Source organism: Caulobacter sp. GW821-FHT12A07, from assembly GCF_058807655.1.
Genome location: NZ_JBXAQX010000002.1, coordinates 104,682 through 129,437 on the forward strand (window position 1 = coordinate 104,682; position 24,756 = coordinate 129,437).

Sequence of the window (24,756 nt, forward strand, 5' to 3'; positions counted from 1 at the left end):
CTTGTCGATCGCGGCGGCCCGGATCAGGTCAGTCGACCTGGCCGAAGATCAGCGTGCCGTTGGTGCCGCCGAAGCCGAAGCTGTTGGACATCACCGCGTCGAGCGGCTTGTCAGAGCGTTGGCGCAGGATCGGCAGGTCGGCGAACTCGGGGTCGAGGTTCTCGATGTTGGCGCTCTCGGCCGCGAAGCCGTTCTTGAGCATCAGGATCGAGTAGATCGCTTCTTGGGCGCCGGCCGCGCCGAGGCTGTGGCCGGTCAGCGACTTGGTCGACGAGATCAGCGGCGCCTTGTCGCCGAACACCTCGCGCACCGCGCCCATCTCCTTGCTGTCGCCGACCGGCGTCGAGGTGCCGTGCGGGTTCAGATAGTCGATGGTGCGGCCGCCGGTCTCGGCGATCGCCAGCTTCATGCAGCGGGCCGCGCCTTCGCCCGACGGAGCGACCATGTCGTAGCCGTCGGAATTGGCGGCGTAGCCGATCAGCTCGCCATAGATCTTGGCCCCGCGCGCCTTGGCGTGCTCGTATTCCTCGAGCACGACGATCCCGGCGCCGCCGGCGATCACGAAGCCGTCGCGGTCCTTGTCGTAGGCGCGGCTGGCCACGGCCGGGCGGTCGTTGAAGTTGCTGCTCATGGCGCCCATGGCGTCGAACAGGTTCGACAGGGTCCAGTCCAGCTCCTCGCAGCCGCCAGCGAAGACGATGTCCTGCTTGCCCAGCTGGATCTGCTCGGCGCCCGCGCCGATGCAGTGGGCGCTGGTCGCGCAGGCCGAGCTGATCGAATAGTTGATCCCGCGGATCTTGAACCAGGTCGACAGCACCGCCGACGGACCCGAGCTCATGGCCTTGGGCACCGCGAACGGACCGATCCGCTTGGGACCGCGTTCCTTGGTCGTGGCCGCGGCCTCGACGATGACGCGGGTGGACGGGCCGCCCGAACCGACGATCAGGCCGGTGCGCTCGTTGGAAATCTCGGACTCTTCGAGACCGGAATCCGCGATCGCCTGCTCCATGGCGATATGGGCGTAGGCCGTGCCGGGCGCGAGGAAGCGCGCGGCCCGGCGATCGACCAGGCCTTCCCATTCGATCTGAGGCGCGGCGTGCACCTGGCAGCGGAAGCCGAGCTCGGCGTATTCCGGTGCGGCGACCACGCCCGACTTGGCTTCGCGCAGCGAAGCCAGCACCTCGTTGGCGTTGTTGCCGATGGACGAGACGACGCCCAGTCCCGTGACGACGACGCGACGCATATCAGTACCTCTTTCTCCCCGATCCGCCGGAGCCGGCTCCTTGCAGAACGGCCGGCTAGCCGGTTGGATCAACCCGCCATCTGTTCGGCCGTGAACAGGCCGACCTTGAGGTCCTTGGTTTCGTAGATGACCTTGCCGTCGGCTTCCAGAACGCCGTCGGCGATGCCCATGACCAACTTGCGCATGATCACACGCTTCAGGTCGATCTTGTAGACCACCTTCTTGATGTCCGGCGTGACCTGGCCCGTGAACTTCACCTCGCCGACGCCCAGGGCGCGGCCGCGGCCGGGGGCCCCGGACCAGCCGAGGAAGAAGCCGACCAGCTGCCACAGGGCGTCCAGGCCCAGGCAGCCGGGCATCACCGGGTCGCCGATGAAGTGGCAGCCGAAGAACCAGAGGTCCGGATTGATGTCGAATTCGGCTTCGATGTAGCCCTTGCCGTGCGCGCCGCCGTCGGCCTCGATGCGGACGATGCGATCGAACATCAGCATCGGCGGCACGGGCAGCTGGGCGTTGCCGGGTCCGAACAATTCGCCCCGGCCGCAGGCCAGGAGCTCTTCGAAGGTGTAGGCGCTCTTTTGCATGGGAACGCCCCTAGCACGGCGGCGGGGCGGGCCTCAATGTTACATTCGGCGACAATTGGTGAGGACCGCCCGTTCAAGTCGCTCTTTTAGGGCGAATATCGTCCGGGTCAGCGCGCTTCTGGACACTGCAGCGCCTCCTTGGCGCCCCAGAACTGGTCCTCCGGCGCCCAGCCTGACGCTCCGTCGGCCTTCAGGCGGCACCAGCCCTTCTCGCACTTGTCGAGCGTGGCGATCGAGCGGCCGCGCAGATAGGCGCTGATCCGCGACTCGGCCTTGGGCGAAGAATGAAGGGGCAGGGGAGCGTCCTGCACGCGCATCGCGGTGCGGCGGCCGTCGGTGGTGCGCTTGTGCACCCAGGCCAGCCCGCCCTCGGGATCGCAGATCCTGCGCCACTCGCGGGTTTCGGCCACCACCTGCACCGGCAGGCCCTTGGCCTTGTAGATCCACAGCAGGCGGTGATCCTCGTCCGGACCCTGGCGGGCGTTGACCTCGCCGTACTTGAGCACGACGTAGCGCGGCACCGGCAGGCCCGACGGGGTCGTGGTCGGCGGCTGGGCGAGCGCGGCGCCCGCCGCCAGCAGGGCGGCGACCGCGATCAGACCGCCCAAGCCGCGAAAACCACCAAGCGAACGATGTTTGCTTTTCACCGGCATGTTGCTTGGCCGCTTCCGGCCCCTTTGCTACAGATTTAGAACGCCCGTCAGGGAAGGCTTTTCAGACCGCCCATGCCCGTTCGCAAGCTCAAAGTCGTCGTCACGCGCAAGCTGCCCGATCCCGTCGAGACGCGGATGTGCGAGCTGTTCGACACAGAACTGAATCTGGCCGACAAGCCCCTGACGCCCGACGAGCTCGTCGACGCCATGGGACGAGCCGACGTGCTGGTGCCCACCATCACCGATCGGATCGACTCGCGCCTTCTGTCGCGATCCGGCGACCGGCTCAAGCTGATCGCCAATTTCGGGGCCGGGGTCGATAATATCGACGTCGCCACGGCCAACGCCCGCGGCATCATCGTCACCAACACCCCCGGCGTCCTGACCGAAGACACGGCCGACCTGACCATGACCCTGATCATGGCCGCCGCGCGCCGCGTGGTCGAGGGGGCCGAGGTGGTGAAGGCCGGCGATTTCCACGGCTGGTCGCCGACCTGGATGCTGGGCCGCCGCCTGTGGGGCAAGCGCCTGGGCATCGTCGGCATGGGCCGCATCGGCCAGGCCGTGGCCCGCCGCGCCAAGGCCTTCGGCATGCAGGTGCACTATCACAACCGCAAGCCCGTCAGTCCGCGCATCGCCGAGGAGCTGGGCTGCACCTACTGGGAAAGCCTCGACCAGATGCTGGCCCGGATGGACATCATCTCGATCAACTGCCCGCACACCCCGGCCACCTACCACCTGCTGTCGGCCCGCCGGCTGAAGCTGCTGCGGCCGCACGCCATCGTCGTCAACACCGCCCGCGGCGAGGTCATCGACGAGGGGGCCCTGGCCAACATGCTGGCGCGCGGCGAGATCGCCGGCGCGGGCCTGGACGTCTACGAGCACGAGCCGGCCATCAATCCCAAACTGCTGAAGCTGCCCAACGTGGTGCTGCTGCCGCACATGGGCTCGGCCACGGTCGAGGGCCGCATCGACATGGGCGAGAAGGTCATCGTCAACGTGAAGACCTTCATGGACGGCCACCGTCCGCCCGACCGCGTCATCCCGGCGATGCTGTAGGCGAGAGCCTTCGGCGGCGGACAACTTGACCTTGTCCAAGGCCAAGCTTTAGCTAGACCCCTGTATCGGGGGTTTCGAGTTCGATGATTTCGCGTCGCGGCGTCGTGGGGGGCGCTCTGGGCGTGCCGGCTATCCTGTCGGCCTGGAGTTCGGTCGCGGCGGAGTCCGCGCCCGTGGATGGGCCGCCGAGCCTGGACGAGCTGCTGAAGCCCTCGCGGGTGCGCAGCGCCGCCCTGTCGCCCAACGGCGAGAAGATCGCCCTGCTGGCGCTGCAGGACATCGACGGCAAGAAGATCGCCACCGTCACCTTCCTGAAGGCGGCCGATCCCGCCGACGGGCCCAAGACCATCCGCATCGGCTCGATCAATGTCGAGCGGATCGCCTGGGCCAATGACGAGCGACTGCTGATCTGGATCAACAACAACAGCGTGGCCTCGTTCACCTCGACCGGCTCGCGGATCGGCGCCTCGTACGGCGGACTGTCGGTGCGCCGGATCCTGGCGATCAATGTCGGCGGCGGCGACGAGGTCGTGCTGTTCGGCAACAAGCGCATCAAGCTGCGCGAGAATTTCGACCTCGGCTATGTCGTCGACATGCTGCGCGACGACCCGCGCCACGTGCTGATGGCGGTGTGGGAAATGACCCGCGACGCCCTGGGCGTCTACAAGGTCGATGTCTACACCGGCGAGGCCGAACTGGTGGAATACGGCGGCGCCACCACCCGCGGCTGGGACGTCCAGGACGGCCGGCCTGTGCTGCGCTACGACTTCAACAATCGCGGCTCGGTGCTGTCGCTGTACGGCCGCCCGCCCGGCGACGACAAGTGGACCTTCATCCGCAAGATTCGCCGCAGCGAGTGGGAGAAGATGGACTTCGAGGTGCTGGGCGCCTCGCCCGAGCCGGGCGTCCTGCTGGTCGCCAACCGCCTGGAGGACGGCGAGGCCCGGATCCTGCGCAAGTTCGACCTGCGGACCTTGAGCTTCGGCGAGACCGTCTCCGAGCGCCTCGGCCGCGACCTGGAAGACGTGCTGGTCGACGAGAAGGGCCGCTTCTTCGGCGCGCGCTACACCGACGACCGCGTCGTCTATCAGTTCGCCGACCCGAAGATGAACGCCCACTACAAGGCGATGAACGGCTTCTTCGGCAACGAGGCCAACGTCTATCTGACCGGCGCCAGCGCCGACGGCCAGCGCCTGCTGGCCTATGTCTACGGGCCGCGCATGCCCGGCTCGTTCTTCTTCTACGACAAGCAGGCCAAGCGCTTCGAGGCGCTGGGCGAGCGCCAGCCGTGGCTGACCGAAGCGCGCCTGGCGCCGATGGAGACCCTGGACGTCGCCACCCGCGACGGCGTCAAGCTGCGCGCCTACCTGACCCGGCCGCTGAAGCCCGGCCCCCATCCGCTGGTGGTGCTGCCGCACGGCGGGCCGGAGATCCGCGACAGCGTCGAGTACGACCTCTTCGTCCAGAGCTTCGCGGCCCAGGGCTGGATGGTGCTGCAGGTCAATTTCCGCGGCTCGTCCGGCTATGGCCGCGCCTTCGTGGAGGCCGGCCGGCGACGCTGGGGCGACCGCATGCAGGAGGACATCGAGGACGCCGTCGAGCAGGTGGTCAAGGCCGGCGGCGTGGCGCCCGGCAAGGTCGCCATCTGCGGCGCCAGCTACGGCGGCTACGCGGCCCTGATGGGCGCGGTGCGCAAGCCCGAGCTCTACAAGGCCGCCGTGTCGATCGCCGGGGTGAGCGACCTGCTCGACATGCTCTCCTACGAACGCGAGGACGGCGACGACTCCCCGTCCTACAAGTACTGGGTCGAGACCATCGGCGATCCGGCCAAGGACAGGGCCATGCTGGAAGCCGCCTCGCCGGCCCGCAACGCAGCCAAGGTGGCCGTTGCGGTGCTGCTGATCCACGGCGCCGACGACTGGATCGTGCCGGCCCGGCAGTCGCGGATCATGGCCAAGGCGCTGCGCGACGCCGGCAAGACCGTGCAGCACGTCGAGCTGCGCGACATCGGCCACCGCAACTGGGACGAGGCCGCCTTCAAGGCGGTGCTGAACCCCGCCATCGCCTGCCTGAAGACGGCCTTCGCCTGAAGACGGCGATCGCCGCACCCTGTAATTGCAAAGCTTGCGAAAACTCGCGAGTGTGCCGACGCGCGGATCGTATCGGTTCGCGCCTGTATCCAGTCGCGACCGGGGGGCCGCCGCTTTGCTTACTCGACGTCACCTGATGGCGGCCGCTTCGGCGGCCCCGCTGCTCATCGATCGCGCCCTGGCCGGCGACGACAAGACAGCCAAGGCAGCGCCGGTTCCACACAGCATCGACGACCTGCTGAAACCGCCGGTCATGCTGGACGTCGCGCTGTCGCCGGACGGCACGCGGCTGGCCTTCCTGGTCGAACGCCGGCTCGGCGACAACAAGCGCGACCTGCAGCTCGTCTATCGGCGGACCGTGGAGACCGAGGCGCCGAAGGGTCCGATCAGCGTGGGTGATTTCGCGGGCGAGAAGATCGTGTGGGCCAGCAACGACCGGCTGCTGGTCTGGCTGCGCAGAGAATTCGAGATGCGCTATTCGAAGGGTCGAACCAACGCGTTCGGCTCCTATGTCGAAAAGAGCTACACACAGCACGTCATGGCCATCGGCGAGAACGGCGCCGACCCTGTGCTGCTGCTCTCGCCAGGGAACGGAGGGACTGTCTGGCTCGGCGACAGAGGCAAGGTCGCCGACATGATGATCGACGATCCGCGCCATATCCTCATGCAGCCCGGCAACAGCCTGGTGAAGGTCGATATCCTGACCGGCGCGACGGAAGAATTCGAACGCGGAACTTCGGACACCGTGGGCTGGGTGACCCAGCGGGGCACGCCGATCATCCGCTACGACACCAACAACACCGGCTCCAAGCTCGCGGTGATGACCCGGCCGCCCGGCGCGAAGGCGTGGAAGCACTACCGCACCATCCGCCGCGACGAACGCTACGAAGCGCCGGAACTGCGCTTCATCGCCCCCACGGCCGAGCCCGGTATGCTGCTGGTGCTCGACAATGACGAGACCGCCGACCTGCCGGCGATCCGGCTGTTCGACACCCGGACCATGACCATGGGCGAGGTGTTCGCCCACCACAACAAGCGCCCTATCACCGGCCTGTTCATGGACGACGAGAACCGGCCGATCAGCATCAGCGTCAGCGACGACCGGGCCAAGGACTGGTTCGTCGACCCCGACCTGGCGGGCCACTACGAGCGGGTCGTGGCCACCTTCGACAAGACCGAAAGCGTCAGCCCCTACGAGGTCAGCCGCGACCGCAAGTGGCTGGTCTTCGCGGTCAGCGGGCCACGCAATCCCGGATCCTTCTGGCTGTACGACGTCACGCGCGGCTCCCTGAAGTTCCTGGCCGACCGCCAGCCGTGGCTGACCGCCGAACGCCTGGCGCCGATGGAGGCGTTGCGGGTCGAAACCCGGGACGGCGCGACGATCACCGCCTATCTGACGACGCCGATCGTTCCGTCGGACAAGCCACGCCCGCTGGTGGTGTTGCCGCACGGCGGACCCGAAGTGCGCGACACCCTGGCCTTCGACATCTTCGTCCAGGCCTTCGCCGCCCAGGGCTGGATGGTGCTGCAGCCCAACTTCCGCGGCTCGAGCGGTTATGGTCGCGCCTTCGCCGACAAGGGCCGCCGCCACTGGGGCGACCTGATGCAGGCCGATGTCGAGGATTGCGTGGCCAAGGTCCTGGCCTCGGGCGCGGCGGATTCGAACAAGGTGGCGATCTACGGAATGAGCTACGGCGGCTATGCGGCCCTGATGGGCGCTGTGCGCAAGCCCGACCTCTACAAGGCCGTGGTCTCGGTGGCCGGCGACGCGGAACTCTCCAAGACCCTGTCCTTCGCCCGCCAGCAGGAAGGCTACGATTCCGACGCCTACGCCTACTGGATCCGGACCATCGGCGATCCCAAGACCGACAAGGCCATGCTGGCCGAGGCCTCGCCCGCCCTGCGCGCTGGCGAGATCAAGGCGCCGGTGCTGCTGATCCACGGCGTCGACGACACCATCGTCGGCGTCGAACAGTCACGGATCATGGCCAAGGCCCTGAAGGCGGCCGGCAAGCCCTGCGACCTGGTCGAGATGAAGGGCGTCGGTCACCGCGACTGGGGCGATGAAAATCTCAAGATGGTCCTGGAGAAATCCATCGCCCACATCGGCAAGGCCTTCGCCTGACGCTTAGGACCGCATCGACCCCGTCTCCATGAACCGCTGGTGCCACGACAACGCCTCGCCGGGCAGGGTCGGGGTCTGGCGGCCGTAGGCGCCGGCCTGGGCGCGCTGGAAGTAGTCCTCCAGGCCCGGGCGGAAGTCGGGGTGGGCGCAGTTGTCGATGATCACGCGGGCCCGCTGCTTGGGTGACAGGCCGCGCAGGTCGGCCAGGCCCTGTTCGGTGACGATCACTTGGACGTCCTGGTTGATGTGGTCGACGTGGCTGACCTGCGGGACGATGGCCGAGATCTTGCCGCCCTTGGCCGTCGACGGGGTCATGAAGATCGAGACATAGGCGTTGCGGGCGAAGTCGCCCGAGCCGCCGATGCCGTTCTGGATGCGCGAGCCCATGACGTGGGTCGAGTTCACCGCCCCATAGATGTCGGCCTCGATCAGGCCGTTCATGGCGATGCAGCCCAGGCGCCGGATCAGTTCGGGGTGGTTGGAGATCTCCTGCGGCCGCAGGATCATCTTGTCGCGGAACCGGGCCATGTCGGCGTTGAGGCCGGCGGCCGCCTCGGGGCTCAGCGAGAACGCCGTGGCCGAGGCCATGCGCAGCTTGCCTGCCGCCAAGAGGTCGAGCATGCCGTCCTGGATCACCTCGGTATAGGCGGTCATGTTCTCGAACGGGGCGTCGACCAGACCGGTCAGCACGGCGTTGGCGATGTTGCCCACACCCGACTGCAGCGGCAGCAGGGAGGGCGGCAGACGGCCCTTGGCGACCTCGTGGGCGAAGAATTCCAGCAGATGGCCGGCGATCGCCAGGGCCGAGGCGTCGGGCGCGGCGAAGGGCAGGTTGCGGTCGGGCGCGTCGGTCTCGACCACGGCGACGACCTTGCTGGGATCGACCCGGAAATACGCCTCGCCGATACGGTCGTCGGGCTTGACCAGCGGAATCGGCACGCGGCTGGGGGGCAGGGCGGTGCCGTAGTAGATGTCGTGCATCCCCTCCAGCGCCGGGTTCTGCCAGGCGTTGACCTCAAGGATGATCCTGGAGGCACGGTCCAGCCAGGTCTTGTTGTTGCCCACCGACGAGGACGGGATCAGCGAGCCGTCGGGACGGATCCCGGCGATCTCGACGACGGCGGTGTCGAGCGGACCGAGGAACCCCTGCCAGGCCATCGGGGCGACCTGGGACAAGTGCATGTCGAAATACTCCATCTCGCCGCGATTGATCTTCTCGCGGGCGATGGGGTCGGAATTGTAGGGCAGGCGGAACTCGACGCCGTCGCTCTTGGCCAGGGCGCCGTCCAACTCGGGACCGGTCGAGGCGCCGGTCCAGACCTTGACGCGGAAGGGATCGCCGGCGGCGTGGGCCGCCTCCATCCGCTCGGCCAGCGCCATCGGCACGGCCTTGGGATAGCCCGAGCCGGTGAAGCCGCTCATGCCGACGGTCGAGCCCGGCTCGATCAGGGCGGCGGCGTCCTGGGCGCTCATCGCCTTGGCGGCCAGGCCCGGATGGGCGATGCGGGGGTTGGTCATCGGTCTCTCCCTGCGGCCGACCGGCGCGCGAGGGGAGGTCCGCCGGGACCGGCGGCGGCGAACCTAGACCAAACGTCCCAGGCCCTCACCTACGTAAATACCCGTAACGACAAGGTTTTCGCCGAACGCCGCTATCGTCCGCAGCTGGGGCAGGCCGGGTCAGCGCCGATCCGCACCGTGCGGGTCTCGGCCGCCAGGGCGTCGTAGATCAGCAGGCGCCCGGACAGCGGCTGGCCCGCCCCGGCGATCACCTTCACCGCCTCCAGCGCCATCATCGAGCCGATGACGCCCGCCAGGGCCCCAACCACCCCGACCAGGGCGCAGGTCTCGGCGTCGGGCGGAACCTCGGGAACCAGGCAGCGATAGCAGGGCTGGCCATGGAACACCCCGACCTGGCCGGTCCACCGGCCCAGGGCGCCGCTGACCAGGACCTTGCCCTCGGCCAGGCAGGCGTCGCTGACGGCGAAGCGGGTGGAGAAATCGTCGGTGCCGTCCAGCACGATGTCGTAGTCGCGCACGATCTCGCGGGCGTTGGCCGCGTCCAGCCAGACGGGGTGGGGCACGACCGTCACGTTCGGATTGAGTGCCGCCAGATGATCGGCGGCCGCCTCGACCTTGGGCTTGCCAACGTCGGCCTCGGCATAGAGCACCTGGCGCTGCAGGTTCGACAGCGACACCGCGTCGGCGTCGGCGAGACCAATCGTCCCCACGCCGGCGGCGGCCAGGTAAAGGGCGGCGGGCGCGCCGAGACCACCAGCGCCGACCAGCAGCACCCTGGCGGCCTTCAGCTTCTGCTGCCCCGGTCCGCCGATCTCGCGCAGCACCAGATGGCGGGCGTAGCGCTCGACTTCGCGTTCCGAAAAGCTCATGGCGCTTGACCCTCCAGGCCGGCCTCGCCACATGCGAAGCCATGCAAAGCTCGAACTCGTTCCCCGACTGGCACGGCACCACCATTCTCGCGGTGCGCAAGAACGGCCAGACCGTGATCGCCGGCGACGGACAGGTCTCCATGGGGCCAACCGTCGTCAAGGGCAACGCCCGCAAGGTGCGCCGCCTGGCCGGAGGCGCGGTCGTCGCCGGTTTCGCCGGGGCCACGGCCGACGCCTTCACCCTGATCGAGCGGCTGGAAGCCAAGCTCGAGCAGTATCCCAACCAGCTGGCCCGGGCCTGCGTCGACCTCGCCAAGGACTGGCGCACCGACCGCTACTTGCGCCGCCTCGAGGCCATGCTGCTCGTGGCCGACAAGGACGCCATCTACACCGTCACCGGCGTCGGCGACGTGCTGGAACCGGGCGAGAGCCCCGGCGGCGGGGCCGTGGCGGCCATCGGCTCGGGCGGCAACTATGCGCTCGCGGCGGCCAAGGCGCTGATCGACCAGGACCTGACGGCGGAAGAGATCGCCAGACGTGCGATGGCGATCGCCGCCGAGATCTGCGTCTACACCAACGGCAACCTGACGGTGGAAGGCCTCTAAACCCAAGGAACCTCCCCCTCTGGGGGAGGCGGCCGTAGACCGGAGGGGGGCCGTTTTCAGCTTCCGAAACGCCGGCCGATTTCGAAACCTCTCCCCCCACCGATCGCTGCGCGATCGCCTCCCCCAAAGGGGGAGGTTCCTCGCGACCGGCGACGCGCTAGGGTGAGGCGGCAGGAGGCCCGACCATGTTCAAGCTTCTTTCCCCCGCCCTGATCGCCATCGCTCTGGCGACCCCCGCGCTTGCCCAGGAGATCTCCGCCGCTCCGGTCGAGGCCGCCGAGCGCGCCTTCGCCGCCGACGGCCTGGCGCTGGGGATAAGGGGCTCGTTCCTCAGGCACATGGCCGACGACGCCATCGTCTTCGCCCCCGGCCCCGTGAACGCCCGCGAGTTCTACGAAAAACGTCCGGGGACCAACGAGCCCAAGCTGTTCTGGTGGCCGCAGAAGGTGGTCATCGCCCGCTCGGGCGATCTTGGCCTGTCGCTGGGCCCCTGGAGCATCGACGACAAGCGCGGCGGCTACTACGCCACCATCTGGCGCAAGGGCGCGGACGGCGTGTGGAAGTGGGTCTATGACGGCGGGGCGCAGGCCGATCCCGGCAAGGCCCCGGGTCCCGACGCCGCCGCCCAGGCCGGTCCGCTCGCGCCCGCCGGCGCGGAATCCCAGGCCAAGGGTTTCGAGGAAGCCCGCGCCGCCGAAGCGGCCCTGGCCTTGGCGGCCGCGACCGACGCCCCGGTCGCCTACAAGAGCGTTCTGACGGACGACGCCTGGCTGCTCGGCCCGAAAGAGACCAAGGCCCTTGCTGGAAACGATCTTTCCGCCCGCCTGGCCCTGCGTCCGGCCGCCATCGCGCTGCGCCCGCAAGGCGGCGGCGCGTCCGGGGCCGGGGACCTCGTCTGGACCTATGGCGAAGCCAGTTGGGGCGGACCGGATAACAAACCCGTGGCGGCGCACTATATGCACGTCTGGCAAAGGCGCGCCGAAGGTTGGCGCCTGATCTTCGAGACCCTGATCAACGACACATGACCGAGTTCTCCCCCCGCGAAATCGTCTCCGAACTGGATCGCTTCATCGTCGGCCACGCCGAGGCCAAGCGCGCCGTCGCCGTGGCCCTGCGCAACCGCTGGCGCCGCCGCCGCACGCCGGCCGACCTGCAGGACGAGATCACCCCCAAGAACATCCTGCTGATCGGCCCCACGGGCGTCGGCAAGACCGAGATCGCCCGGCGCCTCGCCCGCCTGGCCCAGGCGCCGTTCCTGAAGGTCGAGGCCACCAAGTTCACCGAGGTCGGCTATGTCGGCCGCGACGTCGACCAGATCGTCCGTGACCTGGTGGAAAGCGCGCTGGGCATGGTCCGCGACAAGCGGCGGGCCGGCGTGAAGGCCAAGGCCGAGGCGGCCGCCGAGGATCGCATCCTCGACGCCCTGACCGGTCCTGGCGCCACCGCCGCCCGCGACAGCTTCCGCAAGAAGCTGCGGGCCGGCGAGCTGGACGACAAGGAGATCGAGCTGCAGCTGGCCGACAGCGGCGGCGGCGGCATGTTCGAGATCCCCGGCCAGCCGGGCGCCTCGGTGCTGAACCTGTCGGAGATGATGAAGTCGTTCGGCGGTGGCCGCACCAAGACCCACAAGACCACGGTCTCGGGCGCCTGGGCCCCGCTGATCGCCGAGGAAAGCGACAAGCTGCTCGACCAGGAGGCCCTTACGCAAGAAGCCCTGTCCCTGGCCGAGAACCACGGCATCGTCTTCCTCGACGAGATCGACAAGGTGGCCAGCTCGTCGCAGCGCTCGGGCGCCGACGTCTCCCGGGAAGGCGTGCAGCGCGACCTGCTGCCGCTGATCGAGGGCACGACGGTGTCGACCAAGTACGGGCCGGTGAAGACCGACCACATCCTGTTCATCGCCTCGGGCGCCTTCCACGTGGCCAAGCCCAGCGACCTGCTGCCGGAGCTGCAAGGCCGCTTGCCGATCCGCGTGGAGCTGAAGGGCCTGACCCGCGACGACCTGCGCCGCATCCTCACCGAACCGGAAGCCAACCTGCTGCGTCAGCACCAGGCGCTGATGGCCACGGAAGGCCTGACGCTGGTCTTCACCGACGAGGCCATCGACGCCCTGGCCGACGCGGCCGTGGCCGTGAACGGCTCGGTCGAGAACATCGGCGCCCGCCGCCTGCAAACGATCCTGGAAAAGGTGGTCGAGGAGATCAGCTTCTCGGCGGCGGATCGGGGCGGCGAGACAGTCACCATCGACGCGGCCTATGTGAAGGAACGGGTCGGGGCCCTGGCGGCCAACGCGGATCTGAGCCGGTATATTCTCTAGAATCCCTCTCCCCTTGCGGGAGAGGGTGGCCTCCGAAGGAGGTCGGGTGAGGGGTCTACAGGCCTGTCCGCCGCGACGGCGGAACGACCAAGCGCGACCTCAACCTTTTGAGAGACCCCTCATCCGACGGTCTTCGACCGCCACCTTCTCCCGCAAGGGGAGAAGGAACACAGCACGAAGAAAGGCCCGGGCGTCGCCGTCCGGGCCTGAAGTCAGAGGGGACTTACTAGGGGGATACGAGGGTGAAATGCGCATGGCCGCGCTTTCGTTCCACAACCCCTGCGACATTAAGTCTTTGTTCTCAAACCGCCCCGACGGCTCGGCTCGGTAAACGGCTCTTAACCAAACCGGCCCACAAGATCGCTCCGTAGGACTCTGGAGTGGTTCATGGCGCGAGTGGCGCGGCGATCGAATGTGGAGCTGGTCTGGGAGGCGGTCCGCTACGGCTGGGCGCAACCCTGGACGGCCCGGTTCCGGGGCGGCGTGCTGGCCGTGCTGGGCGCTGGCCTGTTGCTGTCGCTGGCCACCTATGACGCGGCCGACCCCAGCTTCAACGCCGTCAGCAGCGCGCCCGCGACCAACGCCCTGGGCGGGGCGGGCGCCATGGTGGCCGACGTGGTCGTGCAATCGCTGGGGCTGGCCGGCTGGATCGCCGCGATCATGATGCTGGTCTTCGGCCTGGCGCGCACCGCCCAGCCCGATCCCGACGCCCACCGCAAGGAACTGCGCGTGCGCGCCGGCGTCGGCGTGGCCGGCCTGCTGGCCCTGGCCGGCTTCCTGACCATCCTGGCGCCGCCCGCCGTCTGGCCGCTGGCCAAGGGCCTGGGCGGCTTCTGGGGCGACGGCCTGTTGAACCTGATCGGCGGGATCTTCGGCTTCGCCCACATTCCCGGCGCGCGGATCATCGCCGCCCTGCTGCTGCTGGTCGGGGCCGTGGTCGGCGTCGGCTACGCCCTGGGCGTTCGCCGCGTCGATCCCGAAAGCCTGATGGCCCTGATCGCCCGCCTGACAGCGCCGCGTGAACGCGCCCCGCGCCAGCCCGAGCCCGAACCCGTCCGCGCGCCCCGCACCAAGACCGCCGCCTCGCCCCGCCGCGCCGTGCGCGACGCCATCGAGGCGATCGACGATCAGCCCGCGCCGACCCAGCGTCGCGGCGCCCGTGCGCCCGCCCCGGTAGAAGACGACGCCGGCGACGTCGCCGCCCTGCCCCAGCCCGCGCCCCGCGCCGCCAAGGCCGCTCGCCCGGCCCCGCCGCCGGTGGACGACGAGGACGATTTCGCGCCCAGCTTCGACGCCCGCCCGCTGGCCATCCGCCAGCCCAAGGCCCCGGCCGCGACCAGCAACCGCGAACTGCGCGAGCAGCAGAAGACCTTCGATTTCGAAGAGGACGAAGACGGCTTCCAGCTGCCGGAACTGGCCATGCTGGCCAAGTCCAAGCCGCGTTCCTCGGAATTCGACGAAGGCGCCCTGCGCCAGAACGCCCGCCTGCTGGAAAGCGTGCTGGCCGAGTTCGGCGTGAAGGGCCAGATCGACCAGATCCGCCCGGGTCCCGTCGTGACCATGTACGAGCTGGTGCCGGCCCCGGGCGTCAAGACCGCCCGCGTCGTTGCGCTCGCCGACGACATCGCCCGCTCGATGAGCGTGATCTCGTGCCGCGTGGCCGTGGCCCAGGGCCGCAACGCCATCGGCATCGAAATGCCCAATTCGCGTCGCGAGACCGTCTATCTGCGCGACCTGCTGTCGAGCGCCGACTACGACAAGGCCAGCTCGATCCTGCCCATGGCGCTGGGCGAAACCATCGGCGGCGAGCCCTACATCGCCGACCTGGCCAAGATGCCCCACCTGCTGATCGCCGGCACCACCGGCTCGGGCAAGTCGGTCGGCGTCAACGCCATGATCCTGTCGATCCTCTACAAGCTGCCGCCCGAGAAGTGCCGCTTCATCATGATCGACCCGAAGATGCTGGAACTGTCGGTCTATGACGGCATCCCGCACCTGCTGGCCCCGGTCGTGACCGATCCCAAGAAGGCCGTCGTGGCGCTGAAGTGGACCGTCCGCGAGATGGAGGACCGCTATCGCCGGATGTCCAAGATCGGCGTGCGCAACATCGGCGGCTACAACGAGAAGGCCAACGAGGCCCTCGAAAAGGGCGAGCACTTCGAGCGGACCGTGCAGACCGGCTTCGACGACGCCGGCCGCCCGATCTACGAGACCGAGCAGATCCGCCCCGAGGCCATGCCCTACCTGGTCGTGGTCATCGACGAGGTCGCCGACCTGATGATGGTCGCCGGCAAGGACATCGAAGGCGCCGTCCAGCGCCTGGCCCAGATGGCCCGCGCCGCCGGCATCCATCTGATCATGGCCACCCAGCGCCCGTCGGTCGACGTCATCACCGGCACCATCAAGGCCAACTTCCCGACCAGGATCAGCTTCCAGGTCACCTCCAAGATCGACGCCCGCACCATCCTGGGCGAGCAGGGCGCCGAACAGCTGCTGGGTCAGGGCGACATGCTCTACATGGCCGGCGGTGGCCGCATCACCCGTCTGCACGGCCCGTTCGTGTCGGACGGCGAGGTCGAGGCCGTGGCCAAGTTCCTGCGCGACCAGGGCATTCCCCAGTACCTGGAGGAAGTCACCGCCGGCGGCGACGAGGAGCAGGAAGAGGCCATCGAGGGCGCCTTCGCCGGCGAGGGCGGAGCCAACGACCTCTACGACCACGCCGTGGCCGTGGTCACCCGCGACCGCAAGGCCTCGACCAGTTACATCCAGCGCCGCCTGCAGATCGGCTACAATCGCGCCGCCTCGCTGATGGAGCGGATGGAGAAGGAAGGCGTGGTCGGCGCCGCCAACCACGCCGGCAAGCGCGAGATCCTGGCGCCCCCGCCACCGGCTCTTTGATCCCTCTCCCCTTGCGGGAGAGGGTGGCCTCCGAAGGAGGTCGGGTGAGGGGTCTCTCAGAACTCAAAGCCGCGTGCAGCGGTCAGGCCGGGTGGAGCGTCTCATGTTTGAGAGACCCCTCATCCGTCGGCTTCGCAGGCCACCTTCTCCCGCAAGGGGAGAAGGATCCGAACGAAACCTCCACCGTCCCGCCGACGTTCTCCCCAGCCCCAACCTGAACGGCCCTTCATCGCAGCGCCGGAAAACGGCCGCGCCATGGCCTTTCCCGCGACGCGCGCACAGGGCAAAGGTGGAGCTGAAGGAGTTCGCATGACCCAGACGACCGATCAGAACCGTCGATCCCTGCTCGCCGCCGGCGGCGCGGGCCTGCTGGCCGCCGTGATCGGCGCGCCCGCTTTCGCCCAGACGCTGTCGGACGAAGACAAGGCGCTGATCGCCAAGGCCACCGCCTATATCCAGGGCCTGTCCAACGCCAAGGGCCGCTTCGTGCAGACCGATCCGCGCGGCGTGACCACGCAAGGCACCCTGTGGCTGCAACGTCCCGGCAAGGCGCGGTTCGAATATGACGGTCCGGGCGGCCTGCTGGTGGTCAGCAACGGCAGCAACGTCAACATCTTCGACAGCCGGCTGAAGACCTTCGAAAGCTATCCGCTGAGCCGCACGCCGCTGGCCCTGCTGCTGGCGCGCGAGGTTCGCCTGGATCGCGGCGTGAAGATCACCGGCGTGCGCAAGCTGGCCGACGGCTTCACGATCGTCGCCCAGGACGCCCGCCGCCAGACCCTCGGCCGACTGGAGATGAACTTCAGCAACGAACCCGAACTGATCGGCTGGACCATCAGCGACGTGAAAGGCGGCCAGACCCGCGTGCGGCTGTCGGGCCTGGAGAAGGTCGGCGCGATCGACTCGAAGTTGTTCGTCCTGACCGATCCTCGCCGCAGGGTGGGTAAGGGGCCGACCGGATAGGCTTTGGACCGGTCGGTTTTGTGACATTCTCACAACATGCAAGTATGAAGCGCTTTTTCCCTTGAACTAAAAATTTCGACGTGGCACTTTTACCACGCATGGCGATGAGCGCCCGACCCGCTCTTCGCAAACCGTGCCGGATCTATCCCCTCCCGGCGGCGGCATGAGAGACCTGACTTTCGCCCGGACGCCTCGTGCGTCCGGGCGTTTTTCTTTGTGGTCCGCCCACGGCGAGGGTAGGGGAGCGGCATGCGCCTCCGTATCGCCACCTGGAACGTCAATTCCGTCCGCCTGCGCGCCGAACAGGCCGCCCGCTTCGTCGACGAAGCCGCGCCCGATGTCCTGTGCATGCAGGAGATCAAGTGCCAGGAAGGCGAGTTCCCGCGCGAGGCCTTCGAGGCCATGGGCCTGCCGCACCTGAAGATCGCCGGCCAGAAGGGCTGGCACGGGGTGGCCATCGCCTCGCGCCTGCCGATCGAGGACGTCCCGACCCTGATGAACTGCCGCGAGGGCCACGCCCGCTGCGTGGCGGTGAAGGTGGCCGGGGTCGAGATCCAGAACTTCTACATCCCGGCCGGCGGCGACCTGCCCGACCGGGCCGCCAACCCGAAGTTCGACCACAAGCTCGATTTCTACGAGACCCTGACGGCCGCCCTGAAGACGCGCGATCCCAAGGCGCCGCTGATCGTCACCGGCGACCTGAACATCGCGCCGGGCGAAAACGACGTCTGGAGCCACCGCCAGATGCTGAAGGTGGTCAGCCATACCCCGGCCGAACTCGAGGCCTTCGACACCTTCATCAAGTCGATGGACCTGCTGGACCTGCCGCGCCTGGCGACGCCGGAACCGGAAAAGCTGTTTTCCTGGTGGAGCTACCGCGCCGCCGACTTCCGCAAGTCCAACCGCGGCCTGCGCCTGGACCATATTCTAGCAAGCCCCGGCCTGCGCGAGGCGGCGATCGTCGACGGCAAGGTCTCCTCGCGCGTCCACGACAACGTCCGCGAATGGGAACGCCCGAGCGACCACGCGCCGGTGACGGCGGATTTGAAGATCTAACCCTCTCCCACAGGGAGAAGGATTACTCGGAGGCCGGGGCCAGTTCCGGCAGGTCGAACTTCAGCCAGACGGCCTTGTCCTTCAGGGTCGACTTGACCCAGTCGGCGTGCACCGCGCGTTCCGCATCGGTCGAGCGGAAGGGCAGGGGACGCGGGCGGGCGCCGTAGCCGCCGGCGCGGGCGGCGCTGACGGCGTTCACCGCCACGGCGTGGGTCAGCTCGAGGGCGCGCTCCTTGCCGCCCTGCAGTTCGAGATAGACCTCGGCCAGCAGGTGGGAGTCGATCAGCGCCCCGTGCTTGTCGCGGCTGTCGAGGCTGATCTTGAAACGCTTACAGAGCGCGTCGAGCGAGTTGTACATGCCCGGGAAGCGCTTCTTGGCCATGGCCAGGGTGTCGACCCAGCGCTCTTCCGGCAGCGGCGCGCGGCCGCACTTTTCCAGCTCGAAATTGACGAAGCTGCGGTCGAACGAGGCGTTGTGGGCCACGACGACGCTGTCGCCTACGAATTCCAGGAACTTGTCGGCGATCTCGTGGAACTTCGGCTTGCCGGTCAGGAAGGCGGCCGACAGGCCGTGCACCTTCTCGGCCTCGGCCGGCATGTCGCGCAGCGGATCGCAATATTCGTGGAACGAGCGGCCGGTGGGCATGAAGTCCACCACCTCGATGCAGCCGATTTCGACCAGGCGGTCGCCCGTCTTCGGATCGAAGCCGGTGGTTTCGGTGTCGAGGATGATTTCCCGGGCCATGGCCTTTCAATGGGCCGCTTCGAGTCGCGCATCAAGCGTGGGCGGAGGTTCTCAACAGGGTCAGGATGTCGCGCACCTGGTCCTCGGCGGCCTCCAGGCCTCGGCCCGTATCGATGACGAAGTCGGCGCGGACCCGCTTTTCGGCGTCGGGCAGCTGGCGGGCCAGGATCGCCTCGAACTTCTCCGCCGTCATGCCGGGCCGGGCCAGCACCCGCTCGCGCTGGATATCGGCGGGCGCGCTGACCACCACCACCTTGTGGACGTTCTTCTGACCGCCGGTCTCGTAGAGCAACGGCACGTCGAGCACGACGATCCCATGCCCGTCGGCCTGCGCCTTCTCGAAGAAGCCGATGCGATGGGCGCCGACCAGCGGGTGGACGATGGCCTCCAGCTTCTCCAGCGCCTCCGGATCGCCGACGACCTGGGCGCTGAGCCGCGCGCGGTCGATCGCGCCGTCCAGGACCACGCCCGGAAACGCCGCCTCGACCGGCCCCACAGCCGCCCCGCCAACGGAATACAGAGCGTGCACGGCGGCGTCGGAGTCGTAGACCGGCGCGCCCTGGGCCTCGAACATCTTGGCCGTGGTCGACTTGCCCATGCCGATGGAGCCGGTGAGGCCGAGGATGATCACTTCACCGAAGCTCCCAGATGCGCCAGGGCGATGGCGCGCACGTCCACCTGCGCCGGCGGCGCCTGGCCGAAGAAGGCCTCGAACGACGGCACGGCCTGCAGCAGCAGCATCTCCAGGCCGTCCACGGTCGCACGGCCGGCGGCCTGCGCGCGTTGCAAGAACTCGGTGAGCAGCGGCTTGTAGACCATGTCCATCACCACGCAGCCTTGCGGGGTCAGGGAAAGGTCGGCCGCCGGACCTTCGCCGCCGCCCAGGCCAAGCGAGGTGGCGTTGATCACCAGGCCGGCGTCGGCCAGCAGGGCGGGCAGAGCGTCCTCGCCGGCGGCAGAGACCTTGTCCCCAAGCGCGTCGGCGACGGCCTGGGCCTTGGCGAGCGTGCGGTTGACGATGCGCACGGCGGGCGCGCCGGCCAGCAGCAGGGCCGCCGCCGCGCCCCGCGCCGCGCCGCCGGCCCCGAGGATCACGACGGGCGAAGCGGTCACGTCGAAGTCCGGCGCCTGGGCGGCGATCGCGCCCAGCAGGCCGGGGCCATCGGTGTTGTCGGCGAAGATCGTGCCGTCATCGCGGAAGCGCAGAAGGTTGGCGGCGCCGGCCAGGCGGGCCAGATCACTGGCCTCGTCGGCGCAGGCCAGGGCCCGCTCCTTGAAGGGAATGGTGACGTTTAGCCCCCGGATCACACCGCCACGAAAGCCGTTCACGAAGGCCTCGAACCGGTCCTCGGCCGGGCCCATCGGCACATAGGCGCCATCGATCCCCGCGGCCGCCAGCCAGGCGTTGTGCAGGATCGGGCTCATCGAATGGACGATCGGCTGGCCGCAGACGCCGGCCACCAGGGCCGCGCCCGTGATCGCCTGCCCGTGTTGAGAACTCATGCCTGGAGGGCTCCGTGCAGGCGCAGAAAGTCGAGCAGGCCGGTCATCGGCAGCCCGAGGATGGTGAAATAGTCGCCGTCGACGCGGTCGAACATCTGCAGGCCTTCGCCCTCCAGCATGTAGCAGCCCACCGATGAGAGGATCTGCTCGCCGTTGCGCTCCAGATAGCCGTCGAGCCAGGCGTCGCTGAACGGACGCACCGACAGCTTGGCGGTCTCGACCACGCGCCAGATCGGCCGGCCGTCGCGGGCGACGACAACGCCCGAATGCAGCTTGTGGACCTCGCCGCGCAGCTCCAGCAGGCGCGCGCGGGCTTCTTCCACCGTGCCGACCTTGTCGAACAATCGGCCTTTCAGCTCCAGGGTCTGATCCGAGCCGATCACCAGGCCCGGCCGCTTGCCCGAAACCTTGACCGCCTTCATCTCGGCCAGGGCGTCGGCGATGTCGCGCGGGGAGACCTCTTCGGCCAGCAGGCCGGCCTTGGCGGCGTCTTCGTCCACACCGGCGGCGACGGCTTCGAACGGCACGCCGGCGTTCTTGAGGATCGTCTGGCGCGTCCAACTGGTGGAGGCCAGCGTGATGGGGGTAGGGGAGGCGCTCATCCCAGCACCTCGACCTGGCCGCGCCCGCCCGAGAGCAGGTTGATGATCGCCGCCGCGGTTTCTTCCACCGACCGGCGGGTGACGTCGATGATCGGCCAGCCGTTGCGTTCGAACAGGCGCCGGGCGGCGATGATCTCGGCCCGCACGCTGTCGGTGTCGATATAATCGCTCTCTCTATTCTCCTTGAGGGAGAGCAGGCGGTTGCGACGGATCTGGATCAGCCGTTCGGGGCTGGTCATCAGACCGACGATCAGGGTGTTCTTCAGCTCGAACAGCTGGTCGGGCGGTGGACGGCCTGGAACCAGCGGCACATTGGCCGCGCGCACGCCGCGATGGGCCAGATAGATGCAGGTCGGGGTCTTCGACGTGCGCGACACCCCCACCAGGATGACGTCGGCCTGGGTCAGGTCCTGGCCGCCCTGGCCGTCGTCGTGGGCGATGGCGTAGTCCAGGGCCTCGATGCGGTCGAAATAGTCGTTGTTCAGCGCGTGCTGCGCGCCCACGCGCGTGGAGATCTTGGCCCCCAGATAGCGCGACATGGCGCTGACCACCGGGTCCAGCGCGGCGATGCACGGCATTTCGAGCTTGCGGCAGCCTTCTTCCAGGGCCGCGCGGAGGTTCGGGTCGATGATGGTGTGCATGACCACGCCCGGCGCGCCGGCGATCTCGTCGAGGGCGCGATCCAGCTGACGCGTGGAACGAACCAGCGCGTAGATGTGTTCGATGGGCAGGATGTCGGTGAAACGGGCGCAAACCGCGCGCGCCATGGCGTTGAGCGTCTCGCCCGTGGAGTCCGACACCAGGTGGATGTGGAAGTAGGTGGCGAACCGCGCGGTGTGGCGATCGGTCTCAGCCGAGGCGCCTTCCTGTGGATCGTCCGTTAAAGATTGCTTTACCACTCTGGGCGCCCTCTGGGGACAAGCGGGCGCCAAATACGCCCTGCCGCGGCCACGCGCCGCGCCCCTGTGATAAACGGCCTCATTGACGCCGGACAATCCCCAGCTTGAACCTGCCCTTCAGGACATGTGCCTGAGCGTTCGTCCACGCCTGTGGAAACTCCTAACAGATGGTTAATTTCGCTTTTACCAGCATCTGGGTTCCTTAGGGATTCCAGGGCCCTGGCGGCTTGTCCACGGAGTTCACAAGGTATGACCCCCATGTGGACCAAGCTTGGGCATACCGAGTAGGGCCTGTTGGACTCCTCCACACGGGCGGACTTATCCCCGTGTTGCACTTGCCCTCCTCCTTCCTCCTACCTTTCTAAGAATCTTATTTTTAAGAAGAATAAGAGGGTACGGGGTCTCCCGGACTTGAGTGGGAAGGCTCGCCGGGATTTAACGCCGGTATGACGAGCGCCCCGATCCCGAAGTTTCTCTCCGTGCTGGCTGGCGAGACCGCCGAGCGTCCCCCGGTCTGGTTCATGCGCCAGGCGGGACGGTACCTTCCCGAGTACCGCGCCGTGCGCGCGACGACCCCGGACTTCATCAGCTTCTGCCTGAACCCCGAAAAGGCGGCCGAAGTGACGCTGCAGCCCCTGCGTCGCTTTCCGTATGACGCGGCCATCGTCTTCGCCGACATCCTGCTGATCCCGGGGGCTCTCGGCCAGAAGGTCTGGTTCGAGGCCGGCGAGGGTCCCAAGCTCGGCGAGCTGCCCGATCTGGACGCCATGGCCGACAAGGTGGGCCAGGCGGGCGAGGCCCTGAAGGCCGTTGGCGAGACGCTGTCGCGGGTTCGCGCTGACATCGATCCCTCCAAGGCCCTGATCGGCTTCGCCGGCGCGCCATGGACGGTGGCCACCTACATGATCGAGGGCGGCTCCAGCGATCGCTCGGGCGCGCGGACCTTCGCCTACCAGCACGCCGACAAGCTGGACCGGCTGATCCAGATCCTGGTCGACGCGACGGTGGACTACCTGGCCATGCAGGCGGCCTCCGGCGCCCAGGCGCTGAAGCTGTTCGAGAGCTGGGCCGAAGGCCTGTCAGAGCCGCTCTTCGAGCGTCTGGTGACTAGGCCCCACATCGCCATCGTCGAGGGCCTGCGCGCCCGCGGCGTGACCGTGCCGCTCATCGGCTTCCCCCGCGGAGCCGGAACGCTCGTAGAAGCCTACGCGCAGGCCGTACCGGTGGACGCGGTGGCGCTCGACACCTCGGCCTCGGCGAAGCTGGGTCAGACGATCCAGAAGACCAAGACCATCCAGGGCGCCCTCGATCCGCTGCTGCTGCGGGCCGGCGGGGCGGCGCTGGACGAACGCGTCGACCAGATGCTCGCGCAGTGGGGACAGGGCCCCTATATCTTCAACCTGGGTCACGGCATTCTGCCCGACACGCCGATCGCTCATGTCGAGCAGGTGCTGAAGCGGGTGACCGGCCAGTGAGCCAGCAGAAGAACGGTCGCAAGATCGCCGTCGTCCTGTTCAACCTGGGCGGACCCGATCGTCAGGAGGCCGTGCGGCCGTTCCTGTTCAACCTGTTCCGCGATCCGGCGATCATCCAGGCGCCGTTCTTCGTCCGCTATCCGGTCGCGGCCCTGATCTCGACCACCCGGGCCAAGTCGGCGCGCGCCAACTACGCCCTGATGGGCGGCGGCTCGCCCCTGCTGCCGGAAACGCAGAAGCAGGCGGCGGCGCTCGAGGCGGTGCTGGCCCAGCGGCTGCCGGGCGATACGGTCAAGATCTTCATCGCCATGCGCTACTGGGATCCTTTGACCGGCGAGACCGCCAAGGACGTGAAGGCCTTCGGGCCCGACGAGGTGGTGCTGCTGCCGCTCTATCCGCAGTACTCGACCACGACGACGGCCTCGTCGCTGAAAGCGTGGAACCGCGCTTGGCGCAAGGTAACGGGTCGTAAAGGCCCGGGCCGGACGACGACCGTGTGCTGCTATCCCACGGCTGAAGGGTTCGTGCAGGCGCACGCGGATTTGATCCGCCAGGACTATCTCAAGGCCGGCGCGCCCAAGCCGGCTCGGATCCTGTTCTCGGCCCATGGCCTGCCCGAGAAGGTGATCATTGCCGGTGATCCCTACCAGCGCCAGGTCGAGGCGACGGCCACGGCCGTGGTCGCCAAGCTGGGCGACATCCTCGGCGAGGGCGTCGACTGGAAGATCAGCTACCAGAGCCGGGTCGGTCCGTTGAAGTGGATCGGTCCGTCGACGGACGACGAGGTCAAGGTGGCCGCGCAGGCCGGTCTGGCCCTGGTGGTCGCGCCGATCGCCTTCGTCTCCGAGCACATCGAGACCCTGGTCGAACTCGACGTCGAGTATCGCGAGCTGGCCTACGAGCACGGCGGCTCGATCTATGTCCGCCCGCCGGCCCTGGGCGTGACGCCGGCGTTCATCGATTGTTTGGGGACTCTGGTCACGCAGGCGCTTGCTGATCCGTCGTCGCTGATCTGCGAAGAAGACCAACCCTGCCCCAAAGTCCATTCGGGAGCCGCCGCGTGACCGACTTCCTGGTCGAGCATTTCAACCTGATCCGCGGCCTGCACATCCTGGCCGTGATCGCCTGGATGGCGGGGATGCTCTACCTGCCGCGCCTCTACGTCTACCACACCGGCGCCACGCTCGGCTCGGAGATGGATGCGACCTTCAAGGTCATGGAGCGCCGGCTGCTGCGCGGGATCATCAACCCTGCGATGGTTGCGGCCCTGATCTTCGGCCTGGGCCTGATCATGGCCGACGGCGCCATCCGCGGCTGGGACTTTCTGCTGAAGCCCTGGATGCTGGCCAAGCTTGCCGGGGTGTTCTTCCTGTTCGGCTGGCACGGCTTTCTGTCGAAGGCCCGCCGCCAGTTCGAGGCCGGCCAGAACACCCGCTCGGAAAAGTTCTGGCGCGCGACCAACGAGCTGCCCTTCGTGGCGGCGATCGTCATCGTGCTGTCGGTGACGACCAAGTACCTGAACTAGCGGGAAGGGGGCCTGGCCCCCGCAATC

General features: G+C 68.1%; 22 protein-coding genes. 12 read left to right on the forward strand and 10 right to left on the reverse strand.

Annotation, left to right across the window (positions count from 1 at the left end; genetic code table 11):
• Window positions 1–28: 28 nt before the first annotated feature.
• The 3 genes from fabB to AC1RRS_RS04230 all read right to left on the reverse strand — a co-directional run bounded on the left by fabB (window position 29) and on the right by AC1RRS_RS04230 (window position 2,480).
• Window positions 29–1,243 (reverse strand): beta-ketoacyl-ACP synthase I, encoded by a 1,215-nt coding sequence (gene fabB, locus AC1RRS_RS04220; protein ID WP_492854084.1) that lies wholly within the window; start codon window positions 1,241–1,243, stop codon window positions 29–31.
• 68 nt (window positions 1,244–1,311) lie between these two features.
• The gene (gene fabA, locus AC1RRS_RS04225) at window positions 1,312–1,827 is read right to left on the reverse strand and encodes a 3-hydroxyacyl-[acyl-carrier-protein] dehydratase FabA (protein ID WP_110119995.1); all 516 of its coding nucleotides are present in this window, start codon (window positions 1,825–1,827) and stop codon (window positions 1,312–1,314) included.
• Between the two features lie 107 nt (window positions 1,828–1,934).
• The gene (locus tag AC1RRS_RS04230) at window positions 1,935–2,480 is read right to left on the reverse strand and encodes an SH3 domain-containing protein (protein WP_487291346.1); all 546 of its coding nucleotides are present in this window, start codon (window positions 2,478–2,480) and stop codon (window positions 1,935–1,937) included.
• A gap of 72 nt (window positions 2,481–2,552) precedes the next feature.
• Here AC1RRS_RS04230 and AC1RRS_RS04235 point away from each other — a divergent pair, with 72 nt between their 5' ends.
• From AC1RRS_RS04235 to AC1RRS_RS04245, 3 genes are all read left to right on the forward strand, one after another.
• The gene (locus AC1RRS_RS04235; protein ID WP_487291348.1) at window positions 2,553–3,539 is read left to right on the forward strand and encodes a 2-hydroxyacid dehydrogenase; all 987 of its coding nucleotides are present in this window, start codon (window positions 2,553–2,555) and stop codon (window positions 3,537–3,539) included.
• Window positions 3,540–3,622: 83 nt separating this feature from the next.
• Complete coding sequence (locus AC1RRS_RS04240) at window positions 3,623–5,629, forward strand: alpha/beta hydrolase family protein (RefSeq protein WP_492854085.1); 2,007 nt, start codon at window positions 3,623–3,625, stop codon at window positions 5,627–5,629.
• A 136-nt stretch (window positions 5,630–5,765) separates the two neighbouring features.
• Entirely contained in the window at window positions 5,766–7,754 is a 1,989-nt protein-coding gene (locus AC1RRS_RS04245; RefSeq protein ID WP_492854086.1) for an alpha/beta hydrolase family protein, read from the forward strand.
• A 3-nt stretch (window positions 7,755–7,757) separates the two neighbouring features.
• On the opposite strand, the gene scpC is transcribed toward AC1RRS_RS04245, so the two are convergent.
• Entirely contained in the window at window positions 7,758–9,272 is a 1,515-nt protein-coding gene (scpC, locus tag AC1RRS_RS04250; protein WP_492854087.1) for a succinyl-CoA:acetate CoA-transferase ScpC, read from the reverse strand.
• A 131-nt stretch (window positions 9,273–9,403) separates the two neighbouring features.
• Window positions 9,404–10,141, reverse strand: a complete 738-nt coding sequence (locus AC1RRS_RS04255) for a HesA/MoeB/ThiF family protein (protein WP_492854088.1) — start codon at window positions 10,139–10,141, stop codon at window positions 9,404–9,406.
• Between the two features lie 5 nt (window positions 10,142–10,146).
• Between AC1RRS_RS04255 and hslV the strand changes: the two genes are divergently transcribed.
• The 6 genes from hslV to xth all read left to right on the forward strand — a co-directional run bounded on the left by hslV (window position 10,147) and on the right by xth (window position 17,980).
• Complete coding sequence (gene hslV, locus AC1RRS_RS04260; RefSeq protein WP_161934963.1) at window positions 10,147–10,746, forward strand: ATP-dependent protease subunit HslV; 600 nt, start codon at window positions 10,147–10,149, stop codon at window positions 10,744–10,746.
• 185 nt (window positions 10,747–10,931) lie between these two features.
• Window positions 10,932–11,771 carry a DUF4440 domain-containing protein gene (locus AC1RRS_RS04265; protein WP_492854089.1) on the forward strand — a complete coding sequence of 280 codons (840 nt, stop codon included), beginning with the start codon at window positions 10,932–10,934 and terminating at the stop codon, window positions 11,769–11,771.
• Window positions 11,768–13,063, forward strand: coding sequence for an ATP-dependent protease ATPase subunit HslU (gene hslU / locus AC1RRS_RS04270; RefSeq protein ID WP_492854090.1), 1,296 nt, complete (start codon window positions 11,768–11,770; stop codon window positions 13,061–13,063). The genes AC1RRS_RS04265 and hslU overlap by 4 nt, the downstream gene beginning before the upstream one ends.
• A gap of 387 nt (window positions 13,064–13,450) precedes the next feature.
• The gene (locus AC1RRS_RS04275) at window positions 13,451–15,961 is read left to right on the forward strand and encodes an FtsK/SpoIIIE family DNA translocase (protein WP_492854091.1); all 2,511 of its coding nucleotides are present in this window, start codon (window positions 13,451–13,453) and stop codon (window positions 15,959–15,961) included.
• A 309-nt stretch (window positions 15,962–16,270) separates the two neighbouring features.
• A complete protein-coding gene (locus AC1RRS_RS04280) occupies window positions 16,271–16,924 on the forward strand; it encodes an outer-membrane lipoprotein carrier protein LolA (RefSeq protein ID WP_492854092.1) in 654 nt (217 codons plus the stop codon).
• A gap of 249 nt (window positions 16,925–17,173) precedes the next feature.
• On the forward strand, window positions 17,174–17,980 hold the full coding sequence (gene xth / locus AC1RRS_RS04285) for an exodeoxyribonuclease III (RefSeq protein ID WP_492854093.1): 807 nt from the start codon (window positions 17,174–17,176) through the stop codon (window positions 17,978–17,980).
• 22 nt (window positions 17,981–18,002) lie between these two features.
• Here the strand turns inward: xth and dnaQ are convergent, their stop codons facing one another.
• The 5 genes from dnaQ to AC1RRS_RS04310 are packed head-to-tail and all read right to left on the reverse strand — an operon-like array spanning window position 18,003 to window position 21,729.
• Window positions 18,003–18,725, reverse strand: coding sequence for a DNA polymerase III subunit epsilon (gene dnaQ, locus AC1RRS_RS04290; RefSeq protein WP_487291654.1), 723 nt, complete (start codon window positions 18,723–18,725; stop codon window positions 18,003–18,005).
• Between the two features lie 31 nt (window positions 18,726–18,756).
• Entirely contained in the window at window positions 18,757–19,356 is a 600-nt protein-coding gene (gene coaE, locus AC1RRS_RS04295) for a dephospho-CoA kinase (RefSeq protein ID WP_492854094.1), read from the reverse strand.
• Window positions 19,353–20,228 carry a shikimate dehydrogenase gene (gene aroE, locus AC1RRS_RS04300; RefSeq protein ID WP_492854095.1) on the reverse strand — a complete coding sequence of 292 codons (876 nt, stop codon included), beginning with the start codon at window positions 20,226–20,228 and terminating at the stop codon, window positions 19,353–19,355. Before aroE ends, coaE begins: the two co-directional genes overlap by 4 nt.
• Window positions 20,225–20,830, reverse strand: coding sequence for a Maf family protein (locus AC1RRS_RS04305; RefSeq protein ID WP_492854096.1), 606 nt, complete (start codon window positions 20,828–20,830; stop codon window positions 20,225–20,227). The genes aroE and AC1RRS_RS04305 overlap by 4 nt, the downstream gene beginning before the upstream one ends.
• Entirely contained in the window at window positions 20,827–21,729 is a 903-nt protein-coding gene (locus AC1RRS_RS04310; RefSeq protein WP_487291650.1) for a pyruvate, water dikinase regulatory protein, read from the reverse strand. The genes AC1RRS_RS04305 and AC1RRS_RS04310 overlap by 4 nt, the downstream gene beginning before the upstream one ends.
• Before the next feature lie 446 nt (window positions 21,730–22,175).
• Between AC1RRS_RS04310 and hemE the strand changes: the two genes are divergently transcribed.
• Genes hemE through AC1RRS_RS04325 form a run of 3 tightly spaced genes read left to right on the forward strand, consistent with a single transcriptional unit; the run spans window position 22,176 to window position 24,729 of the window.
• Window positions 22,176–23,204 carry a uroporphyrinogen decarboxylase gene (gene hemE, locus AC1RRS_RS04315; RefSeq protein ID WP_492854097.1) on the forward strand — a complete coding sequence of 343 codons (1,029 nt, stop codon included), beginning with the start codon at window positions 22,176–22,178 and terminating at the stop codon, window positions 23,202–23,204.
• Window positions 23,201–24,268 (forward strand): ferrochelatase, encoded by a 1,068-nt coding sequence (gene hemH / locus AC1RRS_RS04320; RefSeq protein WP_492854098.1) that lies wholly within the window; start codon window positions 23,201–23,203, stop codon window positions 24,266–24,268. Before hemE ends, hemH begins: the two co-directional genes overlap by 4 nt.
• On the forward strand, window positions 24,265–24,729 hold the full coding sequence (locus tag AC1RRS_RS04325) for a CopD family protein (RefSeq protein ID WP_492854099.1): 465 nt from the start codon (window positions 24,265–24,267) through the stop codon (window positions 24,727–24,729). The genes hemH and AC1RRS_RS04325 overlap by 4 nt, the downstream gene beginning before the upstream one ends.
• Window positions 24,730–24,756 lie beyond the last annotated feature (27 nt).

What these genes read in the sequence shown, in the direction of transcription:
- fabB (WP_492854084.1), bottom strand. Translation starts at nt 1,243, where the DNA reads ATGCGTCGCGTCGTCGTCACGGGACTGGGCGTCGTCTCGTCCATCGGC.
- fabA (WP_110119995.1), bottom strand. Translation starts at nt 1,827, where the DNA reads ATGCAAAAGAGCGCCTACACCTTCGAAGAGCTCCTGGCCTGCGGCCGG.
- AC1RRS_RS04230 (WP_487291346.1), bottom strand. Translation starts at nt 2,480, where the DNA reads ATGCCGGTGAAAAGCAAACATCGTTCGCTTGGTGGTTTTCGCGGCTTG.
- AC1RRS_RS04235 (WP_487291348.1), top strand. Translation starts at nt 2,553, where the DNA reads ATGCCCGTTCGCAAGCTCAAAGTCGTCGTCACGCGCAAGCTGCCCGAT.
- AC1RRS_RS04240 (WP_492854085.1), top strand. Translation starts at nt 3,623, where the DNA reads ATGATTTCGCGTCGCGGCGTCGTGGGGGGCGCTCTGGGCGTGCCGGCT.
- AC1RRS_RS04245 (WP_492854086.1), top strand. Translation starts at nt 5,766, where the DNA reads ATGGCGGCCGCTTCGGCGGCCCCGCTGCTCATCGATCGCGCCCTGGCC.
- scpC (WP_492854087.1), bottom strand. Translation starts at nt 9,272, where the DNA reads ATGACCAACCCCCGCATCGCCCATCCGGGCCTGGCCGCCAAGGCGATG.
- AC1RRS_RS04255 (WP_492854088.1), bottom strand. Translation starts at nt 10,141, where the DNA reads ATGAGCTTTTCGGAACGCGAAGTCGAGCGCTACGCCCGCCATCTGGTG.
- AC1RRS_RS04265 (WP_492854089.1), top strand. Translation starts at nt 10,932, where the DNA reads ATGTTCAAGCTTCTTTCCCCCGCCCTGATCGCCATCGCTCTGGCGACC.
- hslU (WP_492854090.1), top strand. Translation starts at nt 11,768, where the DNA reads ATGACCGAGTTCTCCCCCCGCGAAATCGTCTCCGAACTGGATCGCTTC.
- AC1RRS_RS04275 (WP_492854091.1), top strand. Translation starts at nt 13,451, where the DNA reads ATGGCGCGAGTGGCGCGGCGATCGAATGTGGAGCTGGTCTGGGAGGCG.
- AC1RRS_RS04280 (WP_492854092.1), top strand. Translation starts at nt 16,271, where the DNA reads ATGACCCAGACGACCGATCAGAACCGTCGATCCCTGCTCGCCGCCGGC.
- xth (WP_492854093.1), top strand. Translation starts at nt 17,174, where the DNA reads ATGCGCCTCCGTATCGCCACCTGGAACGTCAATTCCGTCCGCCTGCGC.
- dnaQ (WP_487291654.1), bottom strand. Translation starts at nt 18,725, where the DNA reads ATGGCCCGGGAAATCATCCTCGACACCGAAACCACCGGCTTCGATCCG.
- aroE (WP_492854095.1), bottom strand. Translation starts at nt 20,228, where the DNA reads ATGAGTTCTCAACACGGGCAGGCGATCACGGGCGCGGCCCTGGTGGCC.
- AC1RRS_RS04305 (WP_492854096.1), bottom strand. Translation starts at nt 20,830, where the DNA reads ATGAGCGCCTCCCCTACCCCCATCACGCTGGCCTCCACCAGTTGGACG.
- hemE (WP_492854097.1), top strand. Translation starts at nt 22,176, where the DNA reads ATGACGAGCGCCCCGATCCCGAAGTTTCTCTCCGTGCTGGCTGGCGAG.